Genomic DNA, 13357 nt, shown 5'->3' with positions numbered 1-13357 from the left:
CTCTCGGCAGCCCTTTCCGGATGCGTAAACACAGGCTCGCGGCAGCGGGATTTTCGATAGATTGAGGCTTCAGCGACGGACTCCCGTGCGCATTTGCGCTCGGCCAATCCCCGCTAACTCGTACTAATATAGCGATATTTCGCCATTCTATTTTACCTCTTGTTAATACCCGCCCAAGGGGTGTTGTACTTCTGTCACACACATGGCGGTTTAGTTAGAATTCTCTGTAAAATGAGACCATTCATTGTTGAGCCCTCCTGCCTTTCGGTTATTTTAGGTCTCACCGAATTAATCGGTTTTATCAGAGGGGACGTTCTTTCGTGGAACGCACTCGAACTTAGGAGATTGGCTTTCCATGAACATTCGTATGATGTTGCTTGGTTCTGCAGCTGCCCTCATCGCTGCACCGGCATTCGCAGCAGACGCAATCGTTGCTGCCGAGCCGGAACCGGTTGAGTACGTTCGCGTCTGCGACGCTTACGGCACCGGCTACTTCTACATCCCGGGCACGGAAACCTGCCTGAAGATCGAAGGCTACATCCGTTTCCAGGTTAATGTCGGCGAAAACGTTGGCGGCGACTCGGATTGGGATGCTGTAACCCGTGGTCAGGTTCAGTTCACGGCCAAGAGCGACACCGAATACGGCCCGCTCACCGGCGTGATCGTTATCCAGGCCAATGCCGACAACGCGACGGACCAGGATACGATCCTCGACTCCGCTTACCTCGACGTCGCGGGCTTCCGCGCTGGTCTGTTCTACTCCTGGTGGGACGATGGTCTCTCCGGCGAAACGGACGACATCGGTTCCGTCGTAACGCTGCATAACTCCATCCGTTATCAGTACGAAACCGGTTCCTTTTACGCTGGTCTCAGCGTCGACGAACTGGAAGACGGCGTTTACCAGGGTAGCGTAGATCCCGTCACCGGCCTCCTGGTTCCGGATGATGGTCCGAACAATGTCGGCATTGCCTTCGGCATCGGCGGCACGGCTGGTGCCTTCAGCTACCAGATCACCGGCGGCTGGGATGTCGACAACGAAGACGGCGCAATCCGTGCAATGGGTACGGTTGAAGTCGGCCCGGGCACGCTCGGCCTCGCAGCTGTCTACTCCAGCGGCCCGAACTCCTACTACTCGACGGCTGAATGGGCAGTTGCTGCCGAATACGCCATCAAGGCAACGGACAAGCTGAAGATCACCCCCGGTGTTCAGTACTACGGCAACTACATCGGCGGTGCCAGCGCGTTCGACACCGTTCCTGATGATTTCGACGGTACCGGCGATGCCTGGAAGGTCGGTCTGACGGTTGACTACCAGATCGTTGACAACTTCTACGCCAAGGCTTCCGTCCAGTACCTGGATCCGGAAGATGGCGACGACTCCACGACCGGTTACTTCCGTCTGCAGCGCTCGTTCTAATTTGAATATTGAAGACCCCGGGATAATATCTCGGGGTTTTTCATCACGAGCTTCTGGTTTGGTGACCTCCAATTCAGAAGATAGAGGTCGGGCCGGTTCCCTGCCGGGCCGGCCTCGCCCATCGATACAGAACTCCACTCCTGTAGATGGTTATGGCCCGCCCTCACAAGAGGGCGGGCTTTTTTGATATGGCGAGCTTGTTGACCCGGCTGCTGTCAATCTGGCAATTGTTTCGGCAAGACCGGCAAGCCTGAGAATACACGCCGCTTATGTGTCATCTCCCGTCCTCCTTCGTCAGGCCGATTGGACGGCCTTAATGCGATCGAGGCCGCCGACAATCGGAGCGAAATCGTTCCAAACACCTTGGGCGCCTTTCTGCCATTCCTCGAAAACTTCCGGCTTCAGGAGCTTGCCACCGTTTTTCAGCGAGACTTCGACCGATGCCACTTCGTCATCGGCAATGAGCTGGTTGAAATAGGCAGCTCCTTCGGTCGATGTCTGCTGGAAGACGGCCTTCTGTTCGTCGTTCAGACCGGCCCAGAAGGTCGAGGAATAGTAGATGACGCCCGATGCCCAGATGTGACCGGTCTCGGTCATATAAGGCACCACCTCGTAGAGCTTGAAGCCGGCATAGGCCGATTTGGTGAGATCCATCGCGTCGGCAACGCCGGTTGCCAGCGAATTATAGGTCTCGGTGATCGGGATGCCGATCGGTGTCGTGCCGAAAGCACTCCAAAGCTTGGTGTGCAGCGGGCTCTGGATGACGCGGATCCGCTTGCCCTTGAGTTGTTCCGGACGCGTCACCGCCTCCTTGGTCAGGAGATGACGCGCGCCGTAGTTGATAAAGTCGCCGACGACAAAATTCTGCGCCTGCAACCTGCCTTTCAGATCGGCGCCTACACCACCGCTAACGGTGCGACGCACATGATCTGCATCACGAAACAGGAAAGGAAGATCGAGGATCTGCAGTTCCGGAGTCCAGCCGGAGAGAGAGGAGACTGTTGACAGGCTGGCGTGGATGGAGCCGAGCCGAACACCTTCAGCTACCTCCTTTTCACCGCCGAGCGCACCATTCTTGACGATATTGAATTTGAACTGACCGGGCAGCTTGGCTTCCACCAACTGGCTGATCTTCACCCAGATCTTCGTCTCCGGCTTGTCGTCGCCGAGCAGCGAGGCAATGGTGATCGTCGTCGTGCGGGCGGCGGCCCTGCGAACGAAGGCCGGCGCGGCAAGGGCAGTGGAGGCAACCGTGGCGGTCTTCAGGAAATTACGTCGGTTGAGATTATCCATGGATCAGGTCCTGTCCGTTAAAAGATGATCGCCCAAGCGCAGAGAATTGCGAGCGAGACGAGAAGGGCAAGCAGATAAGGAACGACTGCCTTGAAGAGAGCGGAAGCCGGGATACGGGTCACGCCGCTGACGACGTAGATCAGCATGCCGAGCGGCGGCGTCAGGCCGTGAATCATCAGGTTGACCACGATGATGACTCCGAAATGGATGGGATCGATACCGGCGGCGACGGCTGCCGGCAACAGGATCGGCCCGAACAGCAGGATCGCAGCGCCAATATCGAGAACGAGCCCGACGACGAGTAGGATAATGTTCGATAGCAGGATTACGGCGAGCGCGCTGCCGCCAAGCGCCGTCGTCAGGTTAGAGATCAGGCCTGAGACATTGTCGACGGCGAGCAGGAAGGCGAAGGGGCCGGCCGTGCCGATCAGCAGGCCGATCGCCGCAGCTTCGACGGCAGCCTGCCGGAAGGCAGCATAGAGCGAGAGTATGCCGAGTCGCGCGCCGATACCAAGCAGGAAGGTATAGAAGGCGGCAAGGGCCGCGGCCTCTGTCGTTGTGACAACGCCGATACGGATGCCGACCACCACAATGATGCCTAGACCGAAGGCAGGAATTGCCTGGACAGCCGACTGCCAGCGCTGTGCAGATGTGGCCCGCGGCAGCGGCGCCTGATCGCGGACCGTCAGATGAATTGCGACGGCAAGGCAGATGGCCATTAGGCCACCGGCAAAGAAGCCGCCGACCAGTAGTGAACCGACCGAAAGATTGGTGGCAGTTGCAAGAATCAGGAAGGCGATCGACGGGGGAATGACGTTGTCGAGCACCGAGGTCGCCGCGATGATCGCCGCAGCCTTGGCCGGCTGATAACCGTGGCGGACGAGCTCCGGCTGGAAGGTGGATGCACCGAAGGCGGCATTGGCAACCGATGAACCGGAGGCGCCGGAGAACAGCACGCTGGTCAGCAGCGTCGTCTGGGCGAGACCAGCACGACGATGGCCGACAATGGCGGCGGCAAAGCGAACGAGCTGGTTGGCGACGCCCGATGCTGTCAGCAATCCGCCGGCAAGCAGGAAGAAGGGAATGGCAAGCAGCAGAAATTTCGAGATGCCTGTCACAGTCGATGAAACAATCGCCGGCTCCGGCAGGCTGCTACCGAAGGCGATCACGACGTAGGCAGCCGCCAGAAAGGCATGTGGGAGCGGCGCTGCGAGCACCAGGCCGATTGAAGCGATCAGGCCGAGAAAAATGCTGGGCGGCCAGTCGACTTCAATCGAGATGAAAGGGATGCCGGCATAGAGCGCTGCGCCGATTGCGAAGGAGAGCAAGACTGGCCATGTTTTTCCCTCGGCGATGCGCTGCAAGAGAAGAACGATCAGGATCAGCCCGCCGCCGGCACCGAGAAAACCGAAGCGGATCCATTCCGGCACGCCGAGCGTTGGTGAAACGCCGCCGAGCATGGTCATGATCTCGTTACCGCCGAAGCTCAGAATGAAGCCCGAAAGCACTGTGAAGACGTCGGCAGCAACCTGCGTTGCCGGATACAGCCGTTCCGGCATCATCTTGATGAAGACATCCAGACGCATGGCGAGCGCACTATTGAGGCTGAGGGGCGCGCCGAGCGCAATGAGCAGCACATGCAGCCAGATACCGAGATCTTCCGCGCCGATGAAGCCAGCGGCAAAGAAATAGCGCATGCAGACCGTGATAAGCACCATGAACAGCAGCACGGCCAGCACCAGGGCGGCTGCGGCGCCGAGCACCGCCTCGATTGCGCGCAGAATACGGGCCGCAAGCCCGTCGCCTGTCGCTTCCTGTTCGGCTGGATGAAATTCGCTTGCTGCCACGGTGCTTGCTTTCTTGCCGTATTGTCAGGCGCTCTTGACGGTGGAAAGGTCGCGATCGAAGAGCGTTGACCAAGTGTAGTTGCGCGCCGTCGACACCTCCCTGGTGACATCGAGACGCGGCAGAACCTTTTCGCCGAAACGATAGGCTTCCTCAAGCAGCGGCATGCCGGAAAGAATAAAGGTTTCGACACCGGCCTCCTGATAGGCTTCCAGCGTGCGCAGCACCGTATCGGGAGAGCCGACGATCGCCGTGCCGGGTCCGGGGCGCACAAGGCCGATGCCGGCCCAGAGATTGGGGGCGACTTCGAGATCGCGTAGGTTGGCCGGCTTCAGACCGCCGTGGAGCGCCGTCATGCGCTGCTGGCCGACCGAATCACTGCGGGCGACGAAACGCTGATTGGCGGCGATAGCCGCGTCATCCATGCGACCATAGAGATCGGCTGCTGCCTCCCAAGCTTTCTCGTCCGTGTCGCGTACGATCACATAGAGGCGGATGCCATATTCGAGCTCGCGTCCGTAACGGGCGGCTCGTGCTTTCACAGCCTCGACCTTGCCTTTAATTTGCTCAGGAGTTTCGCCCCAGGAAAGATAGGTGTCGACATGTTTTGCCGCGACATCGAGCGCCTTGTCCGACGAGCCACCGAACCAGAGCGGCGGCGGAGCGATGCTTTCGCCGACGGGCAAGGCGAGCTTGGCGCCGTCGGTGGAGAAATATCTTCCCTGATAAGTGACGCTTTCGCCGGCAAAGAGGCGATGCCAGAGCTGCAGATATTCATCCGCCATGGCGTAACGTTCGTCATGCGGCAGCATCATGCCATAAGCGCCGAGCATCTTCGCATCGCCTGAGACCACATTGATCAACAGGCGCCCGCGTGCGAACTCCTGAAACGTGGCGGCCATCTTGGCAAGCAGGGTCGGCGCGACCAAACCCGGATGGATGGCCACGAGGAAACGAAGCCGTTCGGTATAGGAGAGCAGCGCGCTTGCCAGCACCCAGACATCATGGGCGCCAGTCGCAAAGAGCGCGCCAGTATAACCGAGGTGATCATAGGCCTGTGCAAGCTGCTTGTAATAGCCGTAATCGACCTGACGCGAGCCCTCCGGCTGCCATGGATAAGCACCGTCAGGCGCGCACATATACCAGAAGACATTCATCTCCGGCTCCTTACTTGGTTGCCTGCAGCGGTCGGCCAATGGCGACCGCGCGATCGAAATGGCCGTGGCGGAAGAGCGTATCAGCCTCTTCCTGCTGCTCGGCAAGCACTGGCGCATCGATCGACACGACCGAGAAATCACGTGAGCGCACTATCTGCCCCCAGGCGTCAGCACCAGTGCCGCTGCGGTCGTTTTCTGCCAGAAGATGGGCCGCCGTCACCGGATCCGCCGCAATCTCACCGCCGATCCGGGCAAGCTCTGAAACAATACCTGCGATTTCTGCGGAAGAGAGCCCGATGCGCGCAAGGCTCCAGAACAACGACCGATTGGGAATAGTCGCCCCGCAGCGGACGATGAGGCGGAGATCGGTGCGCCCGATCGCCTTCTCCAGCCGCGGCGACATGGCAACCCAAGCATCCACCCTGCCCTCCAGCAGTTCTGCCAAGGAATCTCGTGTGCCACTTTCGACGCGTTCGACATCGTCAAGCATAAGACCCTCGGCCTCGAGGCTGCGGGCAAGCAGATAGGTATGAAACGAACCATCGATCAGCGAGATTCTGCGCCCAGCAAGACCGGCGACAGACTCGACATCAGTCTCGGCGCGCACGAAGATCGCGCCATTGGCAGGCCGTGGCGCGGATGCTCCAACATACTCAACGCCGAGGCCTCGGGCATCCGCCTCGATCGGCGGCGTCGATCCTGTTCCACCAACATGGATAACGCCGGCTTCGAGCAGCGACGCCGTATCGCGGCCCTCGCTATAAGGAACGAAGATCGGATCGAGATCAGCAAAGGCACCGGGCCAGACGCTGGCGAGCCGCAGATGGAGATTGTTGGGATGAACGCCGATTCTCATCTTCATTCCAAGATTGTGACTGCGATCAATCTACTTTTTTATATATTGACGGCGAGAAATGTCATCCCTGGAAGCGACAGGAAACCAAATCAAAAATCTATAAAATCTACCGATAATAAAATCTTCTGCCACAACACTCGTGTCAGTATGTTCAGCATTGAAAATCCGACTTGCTCACTTTACTTTTTTGTAGAACAAAAGAGGTGGCCATGACCAAACCCGTGTCATCGAGGGTCTGCCGCAGTGTCGGCGAGGCGAGCGAACTGCTGAAGCTTATCGCCAATGCAAACAGGCTGGCGATCGTCTGTTATCTTATGGAAACCGAGGCGTCCGTCTCTGCGCTGGAGGAAGAGCTCGGCATCCGTCAGCCGACGCTCTCGCAACAGCTTGCGGAACTGCGCGAAGCAGGCGTCATCGAGGGGCGTCGCGAGGGCAAGGCGATTGTCTATCGCGTCGCCGATGCGAGGGTCGAAACCATTGTCTACGCGCTGCGGAACATGTTCTCCGGCCTCGACGATGTAACCGGTCGTTTCGGCATGGCAAAGCTGCCAGTCGATGAAGTGATGTTCGACTGATCGCCCTATGATCGATTTCTATACCTGGATCACGCCGAACGGCCTGAAGATATCGATCGCACTTGAGGAATTCGGCCTTCCTTACAAAACCCACGCAATCGACATCACTAGGGGCGATCAGTTTTCCGCCGGCTACCTTGCGATCAATCCGGGCGGCAAGATCCCGGCCATCGTCGACCACGAGACCGATGTCACCCTTGCCGAATCCGGCGCCATCCTGTTCTATCTCGCCGAAAAGACGGGAAGATTCCTGCCGCGCGAAGGCAGTGCTCGCCACCACACCATCGAATGGCTGATGTGGCAGATGGGTGGCTTCGGACCGACGCTCGGCCACGCGCATTATTTCCTGACCTATAATGAAGGTCACGCGCCCTTCGCCGAGACGCTTTTCCGCAGAGACACGATCAGGCTTTATGAAACGCTCGATGCAAGGCTCAATGGCCGGGAACACCTTGCCGGTGACTATTCCATCGCCGACATGGCTGTCTGGCCCTGGGTTTCTCGCTTCACGCGCCACAAAATCGACCTCAACGACTTCCCGAATGTCCGCCGCTGGTATCTGCAGATCGCCGCCCGGCCTCAGGTGAAGCGCGGCTACGAAGTACCGCACTTCACCGGGCCGGTTCCGCTGCCCGGTCTCTAATCGCTAAAGTTTTCGGCCGCAGCCTATCGCGTGAAAAGCAGCCGCATGCGTGCCAGGATACCCTTCACACCTGGCATGGAGGCTGCCCTCAGATGGCGGGCGACAACACCTGCATCGACCTGTGCTCCAAAATGGCAGGAGCACACGAGCCCGTGCAACTGACGATCGTTAAGGTCGAAAAAGCTCTGAGCGTCCCCATAGGTATCGCCCTCGAGACCTGCGGCACGCAGAACCGGATCGGCATAGGCTACGGATATCGGCGATCCGGCGATCCTCATCATCACCCGCTGGTCACGGGGCAGATATTCGGTTTCCCGAAGGGTAACGAGCGAACGCGTGGGATCGCTTTCCAGAAGCTCCGCCCACCGCTCCAGGCGCTCGGCGCGAGACAGTTGTGGAGTGGTGCGGCTGACTCTGGCTATAGCTTTGAGCTGATCGACTGCGTATTGTTCCATAGCGGCCTCCTATTCGGAAATAGATTGCACGCCCCCATCAGAAGGTTGACCCCAACTGCGCTGCCTGTCCAATCACGTTTGAAGAATCAGGCCCCTCGAACGGACAGAATCTTGGCTCCTCAGGCGAATTCGCCTTGTCGCGAAAAAGTTCGCGGATGCGCGATATGCTTCCGAACGATACTTTCCTTGCTGTCGAGCTCTTCCAGCAGAACGTCATAGCTCCACAAATCGGCAAGGTGCTGCAGAACGAGCTTCAGGTCATCCTCTTCCAGGAATTCGTCGTTGCTCGCCCGGTGCTGTAGCAGCAGTCTGCGGTCGCCGGAGAGATCGACGTCGACGATCTCAATCGCCGGATCGGTATAGCCTATGTCGTAGTCGCGAGAGAGCTGCCGGCGGATGCGCCGGTAACCACGCTCGTCATGGATTGCCGAAACCAGAATACCCTCCTCAATCTCCGGATCGTCATGGAGCTGGAACATGCGCCACTGCCGCATGAGGCGTGGACTGAGGAACTGGCTCACAAAACTCTCATCGCGGTAATTGGCCCAGATATCGCGCAGGACAGCCATAGCATCGCCTCGTCCGGCGATATCAGGAAACCACTCGCGATCTTCGTCTGTCGGCTCCTTCACGATGCGTTCGATATCCTGCATCATCGCAAAACCCAACGCATAGGGATTGAAGCCGGAGAAGCGGCGGTCGTCGAACATGGGCTGGAACACGACGTTCGTGTGAGATTTCAGAAACTCGAAATAGCTGCCGTCGCTAATCTGCCCACGCTCATGCAGGCGCTTCATGATATTATAGTGGACGTAGGTGGCAGTTCCCTCGTTCATCACCTTGGTTTGGCGTTGGGGATGAAAATACTGGGCGACGTGCCGGACGATGCGCAATATCTCGCGCTGCCAGGAATGGAGCCGTGGCGCCGATTTCTCGAGGAAGTAGAGAATATTGTCTTGCGGTAAACCGAGTGCAGCCCGCCTCTGCTCCAGATCTCGGTCCGACTTGCTGCGCTTCTGGCCGACAGGCACCGTCCGCCAGAGGTCGTTGAAGATCTTCTCTTCATGGGCGCGGCGTTCCTGCTGCCGTTTTTCCTCCTGCCTCAGGTCCACCTGCGTCTTGCCGGCATAGCGGTGTACGCCATGCGACATCAGCGCATGGGCGGCATCCAGCGTTCGCTCGACGGCTACCTCTCCATAGCGTTCCTCGCAGCGGGAAATATAACCCTTTGCGAAGTCGAGATAATCTAGGATGCCCTCTGCATCGGTCCAAAGCTTGAAAAGGTAGTTGTTTTTGAAGAAATGGTTATGGCCGAAGGCGGCGTGCGCAATGACCAGGGTCTGCATGGTCGCCGTATTCTCCTCCATCAGATAGGAGATGCAGGGTGAACTGTTAATGACGATCTCATAGGCGAGATCGCGCATCCCGCGGCGGTAGAATGCTTCATGATGGGCAAAGTGCTTGCCAAAGGACCAGTGGCGATAGAAGAGCGGCATGCCGGTCGAGGAATAAGCGTCGAGCATCTGCTCCGAGGTGATAACCTCGATCTGGTTTGGATAGACATCCAATCCCAGTTCTCCGAGGGCGATGTCCTCGCAGGCGTCGTGGATGTGCTGCAGGGTCGGGAAATCCCAATCGGCGCCCTCAAACAGCAGCCCTCCCCTATGTCGTGCGCTGGTTTTCATGCCGTTTCTCCCGCCTTGGCGGTCTTTTTCTGGAACAGATCGTGGAAAACAGGAAATATCTCGTTCTTGCGGCAGACCTTTCGCATGGCCAGAGGAAGCGCTGCGGAGCGAATCTCCTGATAGAGCGTCCAGAGCGGTGATCGCGACATCGAGGAATCGCCGTCCTCGTCACCGACTTCGATATAGGCAAAGTACTGGCAGACCGGCAGGATTTCGTGCTCCAGCAACTGGCCGGTCAGAGCGCCGTCGGAATAGGAATTATCGCCATCCGAAGCCTGGGCTGCGTAGATGTTCCATTCCGTCGGATCGAAGCGCGCGGCAACGATCGAACGCATGGCAGCCAGCGCACTGGAAACCAGCGTACCGCCCGTTGCCGGGCTGTAGAAGAAGGTTTCCTCGTCGACTTCCTCTGCCTTCTCCGTATGCCGGATGAAGACAATCTCGACCTTTTCATAGCGCTGCGACAGGAAGAGATAGAGGAGCAGGTAAAAACGTTTGGCGAGATCCTTCATATGTTCGCTCATAGAGCCGGAAACATCCATGAGGCAGAACATCACTGCCTTGATGACAGGCTTCGGCGTGTTTTCAAAGCGCCGATAGCGCACATCGAGCGGATCGATATAGGGGATGCGTTTGCTCTTGAGGGTCAGCATCTTCAGCCTCTCCTCCAGTATGAGGCGCTCTTCAGCGCTGTCGCATTCGTCGATCTGCTTCTGAAGCGCCTCGATTTCCTGTGCCTTCGGACGGTGAAGCGCGAGGCGCCGCATCATGGCAAGGCGCGTGGTGCGACCAACGGCGATGTTCGAGGGGGAGCCGGAGACGGAGAAGCCCGCCCGTTGCGGCGTCACTTCTTCGGTCTCGCTCAGCTTACGTTTTGCGAGGTCAGGCAATTCCAGATCTTCGAGGAAGATATTGAGAAATTCCTTCCGAGTGAGCACGAAACGGAAACCATCCTCGCCGTCGCCCTCTCCTGCCTCCTTCGGTCGGCCGCCGCCCGATGCCGGTGGCCGTTTGATAAGGTCGCCCTCGACGAACTCCTGATTGCCTGGAAGAACACGGTCGTGAACCCCGCCTCCACCCCGGTGAAAACCTGGCTCGGACATGCCGCCGATCGGAAGAGTGACTTCGCCGCCATCAAGCACATCGCGAATGGAGCGGTTTTGCAGAGATTGTTTTACCGCTTGCCCGACGGCGTCCTTGGCGCGCCGAAGGAACCGTTGTCGATTTTCCAAACTTTTACCGCGCGGATTAAGCCGCCGGTCTATGATGTGCATGTTTGCTCCTACAGGGTACTCGCTCGGACAGCCTACCTAACTTGCCTGCTTGACCCGCATGTACCATTCCACCAGACGGCGAACCTGCCGTTCCGTGTAATTCCTCGCGACCATGCGCGAAACGAATTCACTGTGTTTCTTTTCGGTTTCGCTATCTTTCTTCGAACCGAAGGAGATCACCGGCAGCAGATCCTCGACTTGCGAGAACATCCGCTTTTCGATGACTTCCCGGATTTTCTCATAGCTCGTCCATGAAGGATTCTTGCCGCCGTTAGCTGCCCGCGATCTAAGCGAGAACTTGACGATCTCGTTGCGGAAATCCTTGGGATTGGCAATGCCCGCCGGCTTTTCGATCTTCGTCAGTTCCTGGTTCAGAAGTTCGCGATCGAGCAACTGTCCCGTATCCGGATCCTTGAAATCGATATCCTCGATCCAGGCATCCGCATAGTCGACGTAACGATCGAACAGATTCTGACCGTAATCAGAATAGGATTCCAGGTAAGCCTTCTGGATCTCGTTGCCGATGAATTCCGCATAACGCGGTGCCAATTCAGCCTTGATGAACTCCATATAGCGCTTTTCCGTCTCCTCGGAAAACTGCTCGCGGCGGATAGCCTGTTCCAGAACATACATCAAATGCACCGGATCGGCGCCGATATCCGTCGTGTCGTGGTTGAAGGTCGACGCAAGAACTTTAAAGGCGAAACGTGTCGATATTCCGTCCATGCCCTCATCGACGCCGGCAGCATCGCGATATTCCTGCACACTTCTGGCGCGCGGATCGGTTTCCTTGAGGCTTTCGCCGTCATAGGCACGCATCTTCGAAAAGAGATTGGAATTCTCGTGCTTGCGAAGCCGTGACAGGACAGAGAAACGAGCGAGCATCTCGAGTGTTGCCGGCGCGCATGGGGCGTTCGCAAGCTCCGATCCTTCGATCAGTTTCTCGTAGATTTTCTGCTCCTCAGTGACCCTTAGGCAATAGGGAACCTTGATCACGCATATGCGGTCGATGAAGGCTTCATTGTTTTTGTTGGCCTTGAAGGTCTGCCATTCCGCTTCGTTCGAATGGGCAAGGATGATACCGGAGAACGGGATCGCACCAATATTTTCGGTGCCCATGTAGTTGTTTTCCTGCGTCGCCGTCAGCAGCGGGTGCAGCATCTTGATCGGCGCTTTGAACATTTCGACGAATTCCAAGATGCCCTGATTGGCGCGGTTAAGACCGCCGGAATAGCTGTAGGCATCGGAATCGTTCTGCGGATAATGCTCGAGCTTGCGGATATCGACCTTGCCGACCAACGATGAGACGTCCTGATTGTTCTCATCACCCGGCTCAGTCTTGGCAATCGCGATCTGGCGAAGCCGGGACGGCTGGATTTTCACGACGCGAAAGCGTGAGATATCGCCGTCGAACTCGTCAAGACGCTTGAGGCACCATGGGCTCATCAAGCCGCTGAGGCGACGGGTCGGAATGCCATATTGCTCAAGCAGCAACGGCCCCATGGTAAGCGGATCAAAGAGGTTGAGGGGGCTTTCGAAGACCGGGCTCAATTCGTCGCCAGCCTTCAGCACATAGATGGGATTGACCTCCATGAGCTGCTTCAAGCGCTCTGCAAGCGAGGACTTGCCGCCGCCGACAGGGCCGAGCAGATAAAGGATCTGCTTGCGCTCTTCGAGACCTTGGGCGGCGTGACGGAAGAAGGAAACGATCCGCTCGATCGTCTCTTCCATACCGAAAAATCCCACGAAGGCCGGATAGGTTCGGATGGTTCTGTTCATGAAAACGCGTCCGAGCCGCGAATCCTTTGCAGTGTCGATGATCTCGGGTTCGCCGATGGCATCGAGCAGGCGCTCGGTGGCATTGGCGTAAGCCATCGGCTCCTTCTTACACAGCGTAAGATAATCCGCCACAGACATATCCGTCTCGCGGCGAGCCTCGTAGTTGCGGGTGAACGCGTCGAATAGGGAGTTTTCTAGCATAGGCCCTCCTAATAAAGGTCTGCCTCAGCGATTTTCGCTTTCGCTAAGTAAGATGGTGCGCCAATGTCTCGAAAGATCAAGGTCTGGAGCGACGGAAATAAGACATGGCAGGCATTCCGGCCTCGCCACACAAAAAAGTGCGCGCAATTCATCGATTTGATCCTCGAAAGTTGACCG

At 57.7% G+C, this 13357-nt stretch carries 11 protein-coding genes; 3 read left to right on the top strand and 8 right to left on the bottom strand.

Annotation, left to right across the window (positions count from 1 at the left end):
• The first annotated feature begins 355 nt into the window (after positions 1–355).
• Positions 356–1417, top strand: coding sequence for a porin (locus FHX08_RS19290; RefSeq protein WP_132655145.1), 1062 nt, complete (start codon positions 356–358; stop codon positions 1415–1417).
• A gap of 294 nt (positions 1418–1711) precedes the next feature.
• Here FHX08_RS19290 and FHX08_RS19285 read toward each other — a convergent pair whose 3' ends face one another.
• The 4 genes from FHX08_RS19285 to FHX08_RS19270 are packed head-to-tail and all read right to left on the bottom strand — an operon-like array spanning position 1712 to position 6568.
• Positions 1712–2710, bottom strand: a complete 999-nt coding sequence (locus FHX08_RS19285; protein ID WP_132655143.1) for a TRAP transporter substrate-binding protein — start codon at positions 2708–2710, stop codon at positions 1712–1714.
• Positions 2711–2727: 17 nt separating this feature from the next.
• On the bottom strand, positions 2728–4557 hold the full coding sequence (locus FHX08_RS19280) for a TRAP transporter large permease subunit (RefSeq protein WP_132655141.1): 1830 nt from the start codon (positions 4555–4557) through the stop codon (positions 2728–2730).
• Between the two features lie 24 nt (positions 4558–4581).
• Positions 4582–5712, bottom strand: a complete 1131-nt coding sequence (locus FHX08_RS19275) for an LLM class flavin-dependent oxidoreductase (protein ID WP_132655139.1) — start codon at positions 5710–5712, stop codon at positions 4582–4584.
• A 10-nt stretch (positions 5713–5722) separates the two neighbouring features.
• Complete coding sequence (locus FHX08_RS19270; RefSeq protein WP_132655137.1) at positions 5723–6568, bottom strand: ABC transporter substrate-binding protein; 846 nt, start codon at positions 6566–6568, stop codon at positions 5723–5725.
• Positions 6569–6777: 209 nt separating this feature from the next.
• On the opposite strand from FHX08_RS19270, the gene FHX08_RS19265 reads away from it, so the two are divergent.
• Positions 6778–7143 carry an ArsR/SmtB family transcription factor gene (locus tag FHX08_RS19265; RefSeq protein ID WP_132655135.1) on the top strand — a complete coding sequence of 122 codons (366 nt, stop codon included), beginning with the start codon at positions 6778–6780 and terminating at the stop codon, positions 7141–7143.
• Between the two features lie 7 nt (positions 7144–7150).
• A complete protein-coding gene (locus tag FHX08_RS19260; RefSeq protein WP_132655133.1) occupies positions 7151–7786 on the top strand; it encodes a glutathione S-transferase family protein in 636 nt (211 codons plus the stop codon).
• A 23-nt stretch (positions 7787–7809) separates the two neighbouring features.
• Here the strand turns inward: FHX08_RS19260 and FHX08_RS19255 are convergent, their stop codons facing one another.
• From FHX08_RS19255 to FHX08_RS19240, 4 genes are all read right to left on the bottom strand, one after another.
• On the bottom strand, positions 7810–8241 hold the full coding sequence (locus tag FHX08_RS19255; protein ID WP_132655131.1) for a hypothetical protein: 432 nt from the start codon (positions 8239–8241) through the stop codon (positions 7810–7812).
• A 119-nt stretch (positions 8242–8360) separates the two neighbouring features.
• On the bottom strand, positions 8361–9926 hold the full coding sequence (locus FHX08_RS19250; RefSeq protein WP_132655129.1) for a SpoVR family protein: 1566 nt from the start codon (positions 9924–9926) through the stop codon (positions 8361–8363).
• On the bottom strand, positions 9923–11200 hold the full coding sequence (locus FHX08_RS19245) for a YeaH/YhbH family protein (protein WP_132655127.1): 1278 nt from the start codon (positions 11198–11200) through the stop codon (positions 9923–9925). The genes FHX08_RS19250 and FHX08_RS19245 overlap by 4 nt, the downstream gene beginning before the upstream one ends.
• Positions 11201–11236: 36 nt before the next feature.
• On the bottom strand, positions 11237–13180 hold the full coding sequence (locus tag FHX08_RS19240; protein WP_132655125.1) for a PrkA family serine protein kinase: 1944 nt from the start codon (positions 13178–13180) through the stop codon (positions 11237–11239).
• Positions 13181–13357: the final 177 nt, after the last annotated feature.

Source organism: Rhizobium sp. BK529 (assembly GCF_014194105.1).
Taxonomy (GTDB): domain Bacteria; phylum Pseudomonadota; class Alphaproteobacteria; order Rhizobiales; family Rhizobiaceae; genus Rhizobium.
The sequence above is the reverse complement of the archived record's forward strand: the minus strand, read 5'-3'. Positions and strand labels throughout refer to the sequence as shown.